Raw genomic sequence first — 14547 nt, 5'->3', positions numbered from 1 at the left:
GACGAGAAGCTGGTTAATCACATTCGACTTCCCACGAACCGCTACTGCTACTGCTGCTTCAGCAATCTCTCAAGCAACCGCAGGCGCTAGGTCTCCTCAGCCAGCTCAATCACGTTGCGCAGCGTCACCCACTGCATGTTGAAGCACAGCTCTGGGCAAGCGAAACCACCGCCTGTACAGAGGTGACTTCGCCGCTCTCAGAGGTGCAAATCAACCGGAGCACAGAAGTCATAACTTTGGAGGTCAAGCACTTTGCGTATCACTTGCCACTTAAGTTGAGTTCCACTCTTCTCAGTGACCGCTTAAATGAACGGGGTAGGGGTAGCTCTGCTTAAACGCAGCTAAATCGGACTAAACAAATTTTCAGACGTCGTCCCTAGGCGAACAACGCGCCTTCGGATGACCCGCAAAGCTTGAGCCAACAAGGACCCCAAAAACCAACGATATTCATTTAACACCAACCAGATAATTTATATCCGCAGCAAAATTACCGATGCCATCAAACTTATACCTCGCCCCATTGTTATCCACGAGCAAGCAAGAGTAAGTTGTGGGAATATACTCTTTCGTGCAGGCAATTAATTCATCCGGATATTTAGCAGTAATCCACTCGCATCGGTGCATGCTTTTCTCCAGACGAATCCTGCCCTTGAAATCAGTCAAATAATCTGCTTCATGCCTGACCCTGCTCTGTCCTTTGTAAATCAACTCCTTTTTTAAAACACGCCCATCGTTATTGACATCCTGAAAAAGTTTGATTACATACGAACCATTTTTGCGCTGTCTTAGCTTCAATCTGGACGTCCTTCCTCCATGAGGGATAATAGATTTGTTGAACTCAAATAATTCGCAAACCTTTGCTGACGTTGACTTGATAGTTCTTGTCTTGCTTCCAGTAGCGCCTTTCATCTGATGATACATACCAAACCCATGTTGACAAAAAATTCTATTTCGTCAAAAAAGCCCGAGGGTTCTGCATCCCCCCGGGCACCATCTGCACCAGAGCAGGCAACGATCGCGGTTATGCGATCGCGTCCTGCATGGCGGCGAACGATTCAGCGTGACGAACAGCGATGTCGATCGACTGCAGAGCACGGACACCAACGGTGCCCTTGGCAAAGTCGGTGTAAGGGTCAACCAGGATTTCGAGCTGGCCGAACATGCCGATCAGCAGGTCTGCAAAGTTCCCGTAAATAACAGCCGAGAGGTTGGTCCCTGAGCCCTTCGTGAGATTTGAGGGGACGTTGTTGCTGACCTCCAGACGGCGCCCTGCAACCTGGCTACGGCCAAGTTCAGTTCCATAAGGGCTGAGGAGGTACTGGTTCTGCGAGTCCTTGGCTTTGGCAAGAACGGACTCGACTTTCGCGTTCGTGAGGAAGCCACAGGTACTGACGTCAGCGTTATCTACAGCGACCTCTTTCTTGAGGTCGAGGAGATGATCGAGCGTTGGGGCCAGTCCGTTTGTGCCGCCAGCTACCGAGCCAATGCCTGAGGTTTGCAGGATGCCGGTGGGTTGGCTGCTGCTGCCAGAACCATTGATGGCAGCGGTGTCGATCGCATCGGCCAGCAGGGCAACGAAGTCAGCGCGGATCAGCTGCTCGATGTCTGGTGTCGACTGCAGCTCCATCAGGCGGGAGAACTTGCTGTAGGCACCGACGGTCTTGGGGCTCATCGAGATGGTGCCGATCGTGCCGGTCGATTCAGTCACGGCATCAGCGTTATCAGCCCCGAACCAGTAAGCAGTCGCCGTCCCGGTGCGCTTATGGATTGAGACATCACCAACCAAGCCGGTGAGCATGGTGGCGCCGAGTTCAGCAACCGCGAGACGGTCACGCAGCGCCTCGACGAAATTGCCGGCGAGCAGGTCGGTGGCGACCAAGTTGCCGCCTGCAGAAGCAGTGCTTTTGACGTAATCACGCTTGCCCCAGCAGTCATCAGGGACAAAGAAACCCTGGGTGCGCTTGCCGTTGCGGTGCTCCAGCTCTTGGTTCACCTCACGCTCAAGGCCAGCCTGTGACCAGTTGCCAGAGGCAGACGCCTGAATGGCACGGACCACGCTGAAGTCACGCTGCGCATGCCCGAACTCATCAGGGTTCAAGGCGCTGATCGTTTCGTAAGTCGAAGTCATTGGTTGTTAGGTCGTAGTTGGTAGAGATCGGTTCACACCGATGGATGCGTCGGCAGGGATGCTCACGACGCTCAGCTCGATTGGCTGCCATTTGCGGACGACCATCACGTCGCCCTCCTGCTCGGCTTGCTGCACGGCGTAGCCAACGCTGATGTTTGGCATCACTCCGGCTTCAACGTCCTGCCGGACCTGCCGGGCCAGGTCGTTGGTGGCCCAGGTGATGCGGGCCATGCCTCGGCGCTTCTCATCAATCCATGCCCGTTCGACGATGCCGAGCACGCGATCCGGGTCATGGTTCAACAGCAGCGGTGCTGCCCCGCCGTTGAGCCTCGACAGGTCGACAGCCTCACGGTCGTGGTCGAGCACCTCGTCGCCGAAATAACGGGTGACGGGTGTCTCGCTGCTGAACGAAAACTCCAGCTGATCGGAATCAGCCTTGGGTTCGTTGATGGTGAGATAACGCCGTTGGACTTCAACGGCTGTGGTTGTCATAGAGGACCTCGCTGTCATAGAGGGCCCGTAAATAACGACATGATTGAGCAGAGGCCAGATCATCTTCTAGAGGATCTGGATGCATGGGTACATCGTCATCAACAGGATTAATGATCACCGTTGCGGCCAATATTGGCGACATGTGACTACCTCGAGTGTAGGGATAGTTGTCTACAAATAGTAGCCGGAAATCTAAATTCGTTTAATCAACAAAAGCAGCGAGCAACCGAGCCTTAAAAGAGCAAAACTTGGCCAACACAAGCTTATTTTTGCCTAATCGAGCCAAAGGCATTTTTGCCTAGGCACTTTATTCGCCTTAACAGATTGCTTGTAGCCGTAGAAAAAGGGTCATAGCGTCTCGTCAGTCAAATGGAGGTGACAATGGCTCTTGCTCCTTCACTGGTGCATACAAACCAGAAAGGTGGAACAGTTCACATGTTTATGGGAGACAGCAATCCCCGTTACTACGCATGCCACGGCACATCCTGCGTGTACTGCGACGACATGGAAACTGCAGAAGCACACTTGGATTTTTGGTGCGAAGGCTCTGTCCTGGAAGCTGAATAACTAGCCACAGACACAGCAGACATTCCCAGACACATGCCATGTCCGCTGAGACAGCCTCCAGCGCAACGGAAATGGATGATTCAGACAGAAAAACACGGTTTTTAGTACTCCAGGGTTCCGAGAACTCCGGGGGTCTTAAACCGTGTCTTTGTGCCTGATTCGCTGTAACCACAGTTGAGAACTGTGATGTCGGCAGACATGGTGGATGCCTGCCGATGTCTGTTATGTCTGCCCGGGCATCGCACGCTCAGCCTTGTAGGTGGTGGTGCCGTTTTGGCTGACGGTCCCGAAGCCAAGTTCAGCGAGATCTGCAATGGCGATGTGGAAACCCTTAGCTCCCAGCTCGCGCAAAGCATTGGTCGTGGCCGCCTCCTTTTTGGCGTACTGCCAACCCACAGCCCTTGGTGACGCTCCGTCACCCCAGCTCAGCTGATGCACCCGACGCATCAGCAAGGTGCTGGCGTCATCGTCTGCCTGGTGGAACAGACGCATCTCGGTAGTGATCGTGTCGACGATGTCGATCGCGATCTGCATCGTCTGCGCCGTCACCCGCAGCTCCCGCGTTGCAGCGTTGAGGTTGTGCACGTTGTGCAAAATCCCGGCCCACCGCAAAGCATGAGCGTGGGTCTTGCCCAGCAGTGATCGCACAACTCACTGATGTTGGGATCGATCGCCTTGGCCTGCTGTGGCTTGAACCAATCGAGCAGAAGACATCTGGCCTCCCTCGACACCTCCACAGTGTCTGGCTGCTGCTTGTGCAGCTCTATGGCGTACCTCTCCAGCACCTTTTGAGCACGGGCATAAGCCTCACGCTCTTGGTCGGTGGGGTCGTCATAACTCCACTCAGCACACTGGGCCGGGAGCCGATTGAACAGCACTCGGGCGAACTTGCCGGTGGGATCATCACCAGCGATCGCCCGCCGCAGGACCTTGGGCTGGATGTTCCCGTAGAGGGAGACATGGCAGCGTTCGTACTGCCGTTGGCCTTCGACCCGCAGCGACAAATTGCCGTTGCCGTCGAATAGCTCCAAGAGCTGAGCCTCACCTGTGCCACGGCCACGCTTGGTGTCGGACTCAAGCGATTGCAACAGCCCGGACATTTCGTCCTTGCTGATCAAGGCGCCCAGCCCGTCCTTTTCGTGAAGGTCGAGCTGGATGTCCAATGCCTCAGGGCTGTAGTTGCCACCGACGTGAGGAAAACGAGGACGAGGCTTGGGAGGCTTGTCGTCCTTTTTCATGCCCTCGGTGTCTTTGAGCCACCGCTCAATGGCGTTTTCATGCTGGTGCTTGTGCATCAGACGAATCGCCGCCGCAGGATCCCTGATCAGCTTTTGGTGGATCGGTGATTTGCCTTGGCCCGAGTAACCGACGTTGGCCCAGAAGGCATTGCAGGGGACCGAATACTGGTGGTCTTGTGCCACCCGCGTTCCGATCTTCAACAGGCCGCTGTAACCCGTCAGGAGGGTGCCGGTGGCCGACAACGGGTCAGTGGGCAACGATTGCTGGATCAGCTCCAACGCATCGGCAAGATCCGGCGGCAACAAGCTGTCGAAGGTGAATTGATCACGCATGGCGACCCCTCCAACCGTGTTGCTTTGCGTGCCACCAAAAGGTCCCTGCACCGATCTGATCGCCGCCAGAGCGGGCGACCTGTCGAATGTCCCAACCGCATTGTTTTGACGGGCTGTGGTCCTCCATCAGATCGATGGCAACGTCCTCGCCGCAACCGGCTTCAGAGCAGGCATCGATCAGACCCCAGAGGATGTTTCGGTAGTCGGCGTAGGTGCCAGAACCTTCAACACGCCTGGGGATGCAATCCAACGCCTCGGTGATTTGGCGGAGGTTTGCAGGCGTTGAGCCTGCCTTCCGGGGAGCCCTCCCGCATCTCGTGGGTGATGGCAGCAGAGGCAACAACTCCTCGAACTGCGCTGCCTCGTAGCGGTAACCCGTCACGTTGACGATCTGGGTCACGGCCTTGGCCTCACCATCGCGGTCGATGTAGTGACCGCCAGCGAGCCGCATCATCCGGTTCAGTCCTTTGCAGGACCGATCGCTACTGGCATGAGCGACCAGCCGGTCAATCAGCGGCACCCATCGCTCCGGTTCGATCGGCACGGTCAGCACCCAATAGAGGTGAACTGATTTGCCGCCGGTCATGACCATGAACGTTGGTTCTGGCAGCCCCAGCGATTGCCAGAGCACCAGCTGCTCCTCGACAGGCCGGTCGTCCCATTCGCAGAACAGGGCTGTGCAGGCCGTTACGTCATCAGCCTTGGTGCCGCTGGCGATGTTGACCTGTAGGTAGACCCCGTAGCCCTGGCCGTTTAGTTCCTGGGCGCGGTCGAGATCCTTGGCAAAGATGCCGTTGATCGCGCCTCCGCGTCTTCCCTTGTGAGGGATTAAGCGGATGATGGTGCAGGTCTCATCCAGACCCAGAAGGTCCAGGTGCTGATGGGCTTGAGCAGTATCGAGCTTTAAGCCAGAACAGCTGCTTTTAAGCGGTGGCTTGCAGGAATTAGCAGTCGCTAAGCCCTGCAGTGGCGATAATTGCTTTGTGCTTTTTATCGACTGAGCCACCGTTAGCGCGGTGGCTTTTTTCATGGCCGTTGCTCCAGTACCTCGAGGCGTTGTGCGATCGCCTCCATCTGAATGAGCTGCACCTTCTCGATGCCATCGGCCTTGTTCAGCACGTTGACCACGGCATCGCTGTGGACCCTGCAGACCTGTTGCAGTTGCAAGTGTGAGGCACTTAGGTACGAGATCTGTTCGATCAACCAAGCGACGCGGTCGCTGTCATTGGGAAGAACAGAAGCCATCTCCTGCCACTTCTTGGCTTGCGCATCAATTCGATCGATGTCCCATGCGATTTCAGGCATCACCCAACCTCCTGGAGCTTGGATGGAGCCATTCCTGCGGCCAATAGTTCTCTATCGGCAAGGCGCCGAGCCTGACCACGATGGCTTAGCAACTTCAGAATTTCCGGAACATCCCAACGAATCGGGCTGTTAGGTGTTGGTCCTGAAAACCAGTGCTTTCCTTCAATCAGAGGACCACCTTGAGAGTCCTTGAGTCGTTGTAGATGGCCCTGCGAGAGGCAGAGCATGGGAGCAGCAGCTGATGTCTTGTACAGCTGCCGAATAATTTCTGGCATGGGAATGAATCAGAGATTTCTGAAACAAGTCCCCCACCGCACTGGCCTTGTAAAAATTAGATTGTCCAGATCACCCAACCATCTGGATGGCTTCTTTTCTCGCGAAAAGTATGGGAGGAGTCAGTGACTCTGCGCAGGGCGACGATCGGTCCCGGGCCCTGTTGCCGATCACAATGTAACCACATCCATTCGGTTCTGCACAACTCCGGTGTGATTTACATCGCAGAATTAACGCGTTCAACCTCTGCTTTCAGGCTGGCGGCATCGATCCAACGCCCATACCAACGTTGATGCGTCACTAAATCGTGGCCCATCAGTTTTGCTGCAGCACGGTGAGACATCTGCGTATCTCCGTAGGTTGCGCGCCATGCAAATCCGTGCCGCAAACTGTATGGCGTGATGTCTTCCGTTCCAGGGTTGGATTTCAGGTTCTTCCACGCTTTGCATCTAACGCAAAGCATTTGCCGGAACTCCATTCCAACGTAACTGTATGAATTGATGTGGTTCGGATGGTCTGGGTTCATCCTGTCAATTTGAACCTGTAGTGCTGCTGGCAGCTGCACCTTTCCTTCAAAAAACTGCTGCAGAACCCCTGCACCTTCATGGTTTCGCCCTTTGATCTCCAGTGGAAAGATGTCCCTGGCTTCAGGCGGGTGCTTCATCTGTTTCGTGTTTCGCTTAGTGCTGACAACCCTGGCCTGACCATCAACTTGGTGCAGGGTTGCAAGTTCGCTTGGCCGGATGCCGCAATATCCAACGATCGCAACGGCAACATATTCACGGACCCTGCCTTCTTCCAGCAGGTCATCCAGGAGTTCAACGAACATGTCTGGCTTGATGGCCGGTGTGAGTGCATGTGTTGTTGAAACTGTCTTGAACCCCACCAGCTCTTCAATCACTTTTGTGTCCGGTGGCAGATACCTTTTGGGCATCCCGCAGACATCAACGGCAAACCTTAAAAATCGGGCGATGTCATCCAGGGCCTTTTTTCGACCGGATGCACCTGCCTCAAGCTGAGCACCTGGTTTGTTTTCTTCACCATTGGGGCCAAGGAAGTGGACCTTCTTGTAAGCCTGCATCAGCCCTAAGCCTGATCTTGGCTTTGGGTTGTGGTGATTTAGCAGCTCGAGCGCCCTCCCAAGCCTGTAGTGATAGTCCCGAAGGGTCTTCCACCTACAGCTGGATTTGGACTGCAGAAATCTCTCCAGGACGGCTTCCCAGCCTTTGTCCTTTGACCTACCCGGCTGAGACAGGGCGGCCTCTTGCTCATCAATGGTGTCGCTGTTGATCCTGGCGACCTCATTCAGCTCTTTTTGAGGATCAGCCTGCAGCGCCTTGGCTATGGCGATGACCCTGTTGAGGATCTGGCGCTTGCTGGATGCCTCCCAACGGATCGGCAGCATCACGCTGCTGCGACGGCCGTCTTCTGTTCTGTGGGTCAGCTTGCAGCTGCCAGACAGGGTGCCATCGCTGCGCTTGTGGCCGCAGACGTTCCAGCCCAGGCCGATTTCAGTCTTGATGTCTTGCCGCAGGCTCTTGGCCCACTCCTCACCAGACCGAAGCTTTGGCATCTCCTAGGTGCTGCCATGTGCGCATCAGTGTGCGCAAAAACGTGGAAACAAGCAACAACAAGTGACCACATTTGTGCGCAAGGCTAGTGGCCTCTTTAGCGCAGATCAAAGGCTGGGACTGTATTTACGCGGATTTAGAGCCGACTGATGAGTCTTTTAGTGTCTGCTCCTCCAACAGCATGTTGAACTGCAGTAGCTGTTCATCACTGAGTTGTTGACGACTGGTCGCCCCCAGTTGTTGTTGGAGAAAGGTCCTGGCTTGATCGGAGCTCCAGCCCAGCTGCTTCAACATTGCATCTCCTTGTTGAAGTAGATCACCACGACGGATGGGTGCTGGTGCGGTGGACGCGTCGTCGTTGGCTTGGATCAACTTCAACTGACGCAGATAGGCCACCAGATCGGCATAGCGGGTGAGCTTGTGGCGGCTGCCGAGCCCGAAGGCCCGGGTCAAATACTCCTGCTCCTGCTCTCGAGACCAACCAATGCGTCTGATTTCCATATCGATGGCGGTCAGCTCATCACTCCAGTCGTCGGGATCCGTTGGTGTTTCAGAGGGGGTGTTGTCAGCAGGGGTGACGGGGACCTGAAGGGTGGCAGGGGGGTGTGGAGCAGACGAGGGCTGGGTCTGATCAATTTTTCTCGGCCGCTCCACGGGCAACTGCTTCGGATTTGGCTCATCCACCTGGGGGACTTCAGCGCGAGCTGAATTCAGGGACTGTTGTGGCCCCTCAGTGGAAACCAGCCTGGAGTTCAGGCGTTGCAACGCTCTCTCCTCAGCCTCTTCAGCAGTGGCGGCTTCACCGAGGGCGCTGCCCTGCAGAGAACCGTCAAGCCAGGCCTCGACCCGCACGATGCATCTCAGGGTGTCGACGTGACACAGCTCGGCCCGGATCTGCATCGCAATGGAACAGCGCTTGCACTTTCTAGGCTGCCGCGATGGACATCACTTCGCTTCCCTCACTGTCGGATTTCTTCGAAGGTGCCGATCAATGGGGTGAGGTTTTGGCGCTGCTGCCTGTTCTTGTACTGCTAGAGCTGATCCTGTCGGCTGACAATGCCGTGGCCCTCGCGGCCATCGCCCGCAGCAGCCGCCAACCGGAGCGGGAAGGCCTTGCCCTCAACCTGGGCATTGGCATTGCACTGGTCTTGCGGATCGCCTTGATCGTTGTGGCCCAGTGGGTGTTGCAAAACGACTGGGTGCAACTCATCGCTGCGGCCTATCTGGTGTGGCTGGTGGTTGATCACTTCAACAACCGATCAGGCGATGATGCCGAGTCCAGCGAAGGACATGAATCCAACGGTCTGTCACGCCCGTTTCTGAACACGGTTTTGCTGCTGGCCTTCACAGATCTGGCCTTCTCCATCGATAGCGTCGCCGCAGCCGTGGCCATCAGTGATCAGATTGTGTTGATCAGCACAGGTGCCTTCATCGGCATCGTGGCACTGCGTTTTACATCCGCCCTGTTCATTCGCTGGCTTGATCTGTATCCACGGCTTGAAACGGCTGGGTTTCTCGCCGTTGCTTTCGTGGCGCTGCGCTTGATTGTTCATGTTGTCGTGCCCAGCCTGAATCAACCCGATTGGCTCACCTTGGTGGTGGTGCTGTTGCTGTTTGCCTGGGGAATGTCGATCCGCAGCAAGGAACTCGATCAGGACGAAGGCCATGCTTGTTGAACTTCGCCATATCAGTGGAGACCGTTTGCTCCATCGCGTTGATCTTGAGGATCCGCCACAACCGGGGCGATGGCTTGTTGTGGAACAGCAATCCTTCCTCGTGATGCAACGTCGTCACCGTTACGCCCTTCGCAACGGTCGCTATGTGATGGCCTCAGTGGCCCTGTTGGTGAAACCCCAGACGCGTCCCGCCGATGCAACACCCTGGAGACATGGCTGGGTGATCGGTGATCCCAATTGCCGTTTCAATGCCCGTAGTCCTTTGCTCCGCTGTGCTGTGTGGCCGGAAGGCCCCTGCGAGAACTGCAGCCACCGTGAACTTCGCTGATTGATGAAACCGGACTGGCTCACTGGGCGACTCTGTGCTGGCCATGGCGTCGCCTCCGGAACAAGCAACGATTCACCGTATCCGGATGGCACGATTCGAATGCAATTCCCCGTGTTCCAGTCCTTAGGGCTGGACCTTTCGGACTGTTACTTCGGCACGCTGAATCTCGACTTTGCCCCCCTCGAGGTTTCACTTTCAAATCCAGATCACCTGTTTGAAAAGGTGCGATGGACCGACCTCCACCCCCCCGAAACGTTCTCGTTCTGGAGTGTTCAGATCAAGACGCCCCAAAGTGAGGTTGTGAACGGCTGGATTTATTACCCCCACCCCGAGACAAAGTTGCGCCATTGGCAACCGCCGACAACGTTGGAATTGCTTGCACCGCGATTATGCGGAGTGGAAACAGGCGGCACCATTCATCTCTGTGATCAACGCCAACGGATCAAACTCATCGATACGGTTCGCTTGCGCGCAAGGTTGCTGGAATTTCTCAAATTCAGAGTTCTGGCCTCGCAGCAAACATTTTTTGAAGCTGACACCCTGTTGAAGCGCCAACAATGGCTCTCGGCGATGTTCCCAGAAGCTCTTCAGCTCTCCGAGCAGGATCTCGATCGGGTTTGGTCTCAAGCGCGGATGTTGTACACGGAATCCTGAATCAACCTTCGCCCAATCGATCTCCGGGAGTGGCGTTGAGTTGCTGCAACAGAACGGGGGCTGTGCTGCGTGCTTTCCCTTCCAGCTGTGCCTCCCGGATCAGAAGGGGGCAGCCTGAACTGCTCACCACAAGCCCCAGATCTTCGATCACTGCAAGGATCGTCCCTGGGGGATGCCCGCCGGTGGGCCATTGGCCCACGAGGCTGCTTCCCTCAGGACTGAGTTGATCCTGCAGGCGCTCGATCAACGGCTCCGTGCGCAACACCTTCAAGCGTTTGCCCTGCCACTGGGTGAACGCTCCGGGATGAAGCCCCATCACCTTGCGATGAATGCTGAGGGCAGGGGCAGACCAATCCAATTGGAAATCCTGCTTCTCCAGCATGCGGGCATAGGTCGACCCCTCGGCCTGAACCCGCACGTTGAGCCTTGCCAATCTCTCGTCTTCTGGACCCGGTCCCGCCGCTTCAATCAGTGGCATCGCCTGAACCATCAGCTCTGCAGTGAGAGCACTGAGCCGTTCGGCCAAGGCGATGGAAGGTTCCAGCAGCTGGATCGGGGTGCGTTGCTCGAGCAGAACCGGACCAGTATCGAGCCCTTCTTCCATGGCCATGATCCCCACACCCGTTTCCTGATCCCCTTCGAGCAGGGACCACTGGATGGGACCAGCACCGCGCCAACGCGGTAGTAGTGATCCGTGGCCGTTCCAGCAGCCCAGGGGAGGCTGCTCCAACACATCCTTGGGAAGGATCTGTCCGAAGGCCACGACCACAGAGGCATCAGCACCGAGTGCAGCGAGCTTGGCTTTGCAATCGTCATCCCGTCGGATCCGTTCAGGGGTGAACACAGGAAGACCGAGTTCTTCCGCCCTCGCCTTCACCGGTGATGGAACCAGCTGTTTGCCTCGACCCCGCCGACGATCCGGCTGCGTGACGACCCCAACGATGGTGTGGCCCGCATCATGCAGTGCATTAAGGGTTGGCACCGCATAGACCGGTGTCCCCCAGAACAGAATCTTCAACGTCAGGCTTCGCCGGTGATGGAGAGTCCATCCACCCAAACATGAGGGGAAACGCCTCGGTGGGTGATTTCAGAATCAGCTTCCAGATGAGAAATGCCGTTGAGAACAGAGCGGATGTCACCGGCAACCGTTGCCGCTTCAACGGAAACCCGTTCGCCGTTGTTCACCAACCATCCATCGAAGGGCAAGGAGAAGGATCCCTGGGTGGCTTTCACACCAGCGTGAAGCGCTGACAGATCCTCAATCAGCACGAAGGAGCCTGACTCGGTGCGGTGGTTGAGGGTGTTACCGCTGCTCACCTGCGGGTTGGAACCAACCACGAACCAGTCTGGACCCACCGAAACCTTGGCGCCAAGTCCAGCGTGGCCGGTGGGTTGAACACCAAAGGCTCGGGCCGTGGCTTCCGAGTGAAGGAAATTCCGCAGGGTTCCGCCCTCAATCAAGGAAAGACGTCGGGTTGGTGTTCCCTCGCCATCGAAGGCTGCCGCACTGATGTGTCCGGGGTGGAGGCCGTCATCGTGGAGGTTGAAGAAGGGAACCGCCACATCGGATCCAATCGAATCCCGCTGGCTCAAGCTCACCCCATCGAGCACCGAACGCGCATTGAACATGCTGCTGAAGGCACCTAGCAGTGAGAGGAAGGCCTCGGGGGTGAAGCAAACCCGGTAGCTCCCGGTTTCGATCGGTCGATAATCCAGATGGCTGACGGTGCGATCAACAGCCTCGCTGATGCAGCCTTGAACATCCAGTTCGCTGCTGCCAAGACCCAAACGAACAGCTCCTCCACTGCGGGGCTTACGACCTGTTTCTTCCGCCCTCGCGTAGAGATACAGGCTGGCTTGGGTGCGCTCCATCTGGCGCAGTGCTCCCTCACTGTTGAGATAGAGGCTCTGGGATAGGGATTCCGCCAGTCCGTTGTAGGGGACGGTCTGGATCGCAGGGTGACGACCCAAAAGATCGGCTTCCGCATCCCGAAGGGTGTCGAGCAGGGGGAGGATTCCTTGGCGTGGTTGAAGCGGGCGATCGAGCTCGGGGAGTGGAGCTGTGGCCAGGGGGGAGAACTCAGGGATGTCCTCGGGATTGCCAAAACGGCTGGCCGTATGGGCTCCCACCAGGGCTTGTTCCAAGCCGCTATCGGAGAGGTCGGTGGTGCTGGTGATGCCTACCAGGCCATCACTGTTCCAAACCCGGACGGTGATGGAGCTCCGCTGCGAAGCCTTGAGTTGTTTGGCTTCACCACGATCCACCTGAACGGAGCAATCGTCACTGCAGGCGGCACCAAGATCCCAACGACGAATGCCTTCACGCGAGGCGAGGGTCTGAAGGCGATCCCTGAGATCCGTGGCGTTAAGGCTGTTGTTGCTGCTCATCATCAACGGCCCCCCACCGTGATCGAATCAACTTTGATGTGGGGTTGGCCCACGGTGACGAACACACTTCCACTCACTGATCCGCAGAACCCGGCAGCCAGTTCCAGATCGTTGGCGCACATGGAAATGCGTGGCATCACCTCCTTTGCATCACCGATCAACGTCGCCCCTTTCACCGGTTTGGTGAGTTTGCCGTTCTCAATCAGATACCCCTCTTCAACGGAGAAATTGAACTGACCTGTCGGGCCGACGCTTCCTCCACCCATGGCCTTGCAGTACAGGCCTTGATCGACGGATTCAATCAACTGCTCAGGGGTATGCGGACCGGCGTCGATGAAGGTGTTTCGCATCCGGCTCGCAGCTGCAAAGGCATGGCTCTGACGCCGGCCACTTCCGGTGCGTTTGTGGCCCGTGCGCAGTTCACCGGCCCGGTCACTGATGAAGCGTTGGAGCACCCCGTCTTTGATCAGCACGGTGCGCTCAGGTTCCATCCCTTCGTCATCCATCGAGATGGAACCGAAGGATCCACCACTCAGCCCTTCATCGATGGCAGTGACTGCAGGGTGAGCGATCAGTTCACCAACCCGGTCTGCGAAGGGCGTGGTGCCCCGTTCAATCTGGGTTGTTTCGAGCAGGTGGCCGCAGGCCTCGTGGAAAATCACGCCACCGAACCGGTTGGCGAGAACAGCCGGCATCTGTCCGGCATCCACGTAGTCAGCCCGCAACATCGTCCCAGCGCTGTTGCACACTTCAGCTGCACTGGCTTCGGAATCCCAGTCCCAAAGCTCGTCTGGACTGTCGGAACTGCCATAGCGGCGGCCAATGCTGGATCGGTGATCGCCGTCGGCGGCAAGAACGGAGAGACCGGTCGACTGATGCAGGCGGATGTCGCGGGCAAAGGTGCCATCGGATGCAGCCACCAGCACTTCCTGCCAGTCGCGGGCGTAACTGCCACGGCGCACCTGCAAGTGCTGACCAAGACGATTGAGATGGTCTGTGCCTTTGAGCAGGCACTGGCTGGCCTGATCCAGGGAGGGGCAGCGTTCCAGCCAGTCGGCTTTGTTCAAGCCGTGGTCGGTCAGCTTCTTCAACCCTTCAAAAGCTGAAGGGGACGTGAGCTGTTGCGCCTCGAGACCGAGCATGGCGAGGGCCTGATCGAGGGCGCGCTGGAGGCCGGCTTCGCTGAGATCGTTGGTGCTGACGAAGCCATCACGGCCATCACGGAACACCCTGAGGCCTGCTCCACGGGCGAACGACGGATTCACAGTGGTGATCCGATCCTGTTCGGCAAGCAAACCGATGTGGTCGGTGCGCTCAAGAAACACCTCCACCAGGTCGGCTCCTGCGGAGCTGCCACGGTGCAGCAAAGACGCGGCCCAATAGCCACCGTTGACTGGGATCTTTACGGTTACTGACATCCCAGTGCATATTCGTGGGCATATCCCCATACCTTCAGAGGCTCGGCACCAAGCCCGGTCTGTATTTCGTCAGAGCAGTACCGAAGGACCTTCAAGCAAGGATCGGCAAGAAGCATTGGCGATGGAAAGCAGGCAACGATCTGACTGAGGCGAGGAGATCTGTTCCTGAGTTCTTG

Annotated in this window: 15 protein-coding genes; 3 read left to right on the top strand and 12 right to left on the bottom strand. The window is 56.9% G+C overall.

All coding sequences use genetic code 11. The features are described from left to right. Positions 1-447: 447 nt before the first annotated feature. The 9 genes from SynRS9902_RS07580 to SynRS9902_RS07540 all read right to left on the bottom strand — a co-directional run bounded on the left by SynRS9902_RS07580 (position 448) and on the right by SynRS9902_RS07540 (position 8807). On the bottom strand, positions 448-909 hold the full coding sequence (locus SynRS9902_RS07580; RefSeq protein ID WP_186508645.1) for a hypothetical protein: 462 nt from the start codon (positions 907-909) through the stop codon (positions 448-450). 112 nt (positions 910-1021) lie between these two features. After that, the gene (locus tag SynRS9902_RS07575) at positions 1022-2128 is read right to left on the bottom strand and encodes a phage major capsid protein (RefSeq protein ID WP_186508643.1); all 1107 of its coding nucleotides are present in this window, start codon (positions 2126-2128) and stop codon (positions 1022-1024) included. A 6-nt stretch (positions 2129-2134) separates the two neighbouring features. Continuing rightward, on the bottom strand, positions 2135-2620 hold the full coding sequence (locus tag SynRS9902_RS07570) for an HK97 family phage prohead protease (RefSeq protein WP_186508641.1): 486 nt from the start codon (positions 2618-2620) through the stop codon (positions 2135-2137). A gap of 789 nt (positions 2621-3409) precedes the next feature. Then, positions 3410-3772 carry a hypothetical protein gene (locus tag SynRS9902_RS07565; protein WP_186508639.1) on the bottom strand — a complete coding sequence of 121 codons (363 nt, stop codon included), beginning with the start codon at positions 3770-3772 and terminating at the stop codon, positions 3410-3412. After that, complete coding sequence (locus tag SynRS9902_RS07560; RefSeq protein ID WP_186508637.1) at positions 3733-4758, bottom strand: DUF3987 domain-containing protein; 1026 nt, start codon at positions 4756-4758, stop codon at positions 3733-3735. The genes SynRS9902_RS07565 and SynRS9902_RS07560 overlap by 40 nt, the downstream gene beginning before the upstream one ends. Then, positions 4751-5788, bottom strand: coding sequence for a hypothetical protein (locus tag SynRS9902_RS07555; protein WP_186508635.1), 1038 nt, complete (start codon positions 5786-5788; stop codon positions 4751-4753). Before SynRS9902_RS07555 ends, SynRS9902_RS07560 begins: the two co-directional genes overlap by 8 nt. Next, positions 5785-6063: a hypothetical protein gene (locus tag SynRS9902_RS07550; RefSeq protein WP_186508633.1), complete on the bottom strand. Its 279-nt coding sequence runs from the start codon at positions 6061-6063 to the stop codon at positions 5785-5787. Before SynRS9902_RS07550 ends, SynRS9902_RS07555 begins: the two co-directional genes overlap by 4 nt. A gap of 490 nt (positions 6064-6553) precedes the next feature. After that, positions 6554-7909 carry a site-specific integrase gene (locus SynRS9902_RS07545; protein ID WP_186508631.1) on the bottom strand — a complete coding sequence of 452 codons (1356 nt, stop codon included), beginning with the start codon at positions 7907-7909 and terminating at the stop codon, positions 6554-6556. A 124-nt stretch (positions 7910-8033) separates the two neighbouring features. Next, positions 8034-8807 carry a hypothetical protein gene (locus tag SynRS9902_RS07540; protein ID WP_186508629.1) on the bottom strand — a complete coding sequence of 258 codons (774 nt, stop codon included), beginning with the start codon at positions 8805-8807 and terminating at the stop codon, positions 8034-8036. A gap of 38 nt (positions 8808-8845) precedes the next feature. Here SynRS9902_RS07540 and SynRS9902_RS07535 point away from each other — a divergent pair, with 38 nt between their 5' ends. The 3 genes from SynRS9902_RS07535 to SynRS9902_RS07525 are packed head-to-tail and all read left to right on the top strand — an operon-like array spanning position 8846 to position 10565. Further along, the gene (locus SynRS9902_RS07535) at positions 8846-9583 is read left to right on the top strand and encodes a DUF475 domain-containing protein (RefSeq protein WP_186508627.1); all 738 of its coding nucleotides are present in this window, start codon (positions 8846-8848) and stop codon (positions 9581-9583) included. Further along, positions 9573-9911 (top strand): DUF6464 family protein, encoded by a 339-nt coding sequence (locus SynRS9902_RS07530; RefSeq protein ID WP_115082253.1) that lies wholly within the window; start codon positions 9573-9575, stop codon positions 9909-9911. The genes SynRS9902_RS07535 and SynRS9902_RS07530 overlap by 11 nt, the downstream gene beginning before the upstream one ends. A 3-nt stretch (positions 9912-9914) precedes the next feature. Further along, on the top strand, positions 9915-10565 hold the full coding sequence (locus SynRS9902_RS07525) for a hypothetical protein (protein ID WP_186508625.1): 651 nt from the start codon (positions 9915-9917) through the stop codon (positions 10563-10565). A gap of 1 nt (position 10566) precedes the next feature. Here the strand turns inward: SynRS9902_RS07525 and fmt are convergent, their stop codons facing one another. The 3 genes from fmt to SynRS9902_RS07510 are packed head-to-tail and all read right to left on the bottom strand — an operon-like array spanning position 10567 to position 14371. Then, positions 10567-11583: a methionyl-tRNA formyltransferase gene (gene fmt, locus SynRS9902_RS07520; protein WP_186508623.1), complete on the bottom strand. Its 1017-nt coding sequence runs from the start codon at positions 11581-11583 to the stop codon at positions 10567-10569. Positions 11584-11585: 2 nt separating this feature from the next. Then, positions 11586-12956 carry a TldD/PmbA family protein gene (locus SynRS9902_RS07515; RefSeq protein WP_186508621.1) on the bottom strand — a complete coding sequence of 457 codons (1371 nt, stop codon included), beginning with the start codon at positions 12954-12956 and terminating at the stop codon, positions 11586-11588. Then, the gene (locus SynRS9902_RS07510; RefSeq protein WP_186508619.1) at positions 12956-14371 is read right to left on the bottom strand and encodes a TldD/PmbA family protein; all 1416 of its coding nucleotides are present in this window, start codon (positions 14369-14371) and stop codon (positions 12956-12958) included. The genes SynRS9902_RS07515 and SynRS9902_RS07510 overlap by 1 nt, the downstream gene beginning before the upstream one ends. Between the last annotated feature and the right edge of the window lie 176 nt (positions 14372-14547).

Origin of the sequence: Synechococcus sp. RS9902 (assembly GCF_014279635.1) — a bacterium.
Taxonomy (GTDB): Bacteria; Cyanobacteriota; Cyanobacteriia; order PCC-6307; family Cyanobiaceae; genus Parasynechococcus.
The sequence above is the reverse complement of the archived record's forward strand: the minus strand, read 5'-3'. Positions and strand labels throughout refer to the sequence as shown.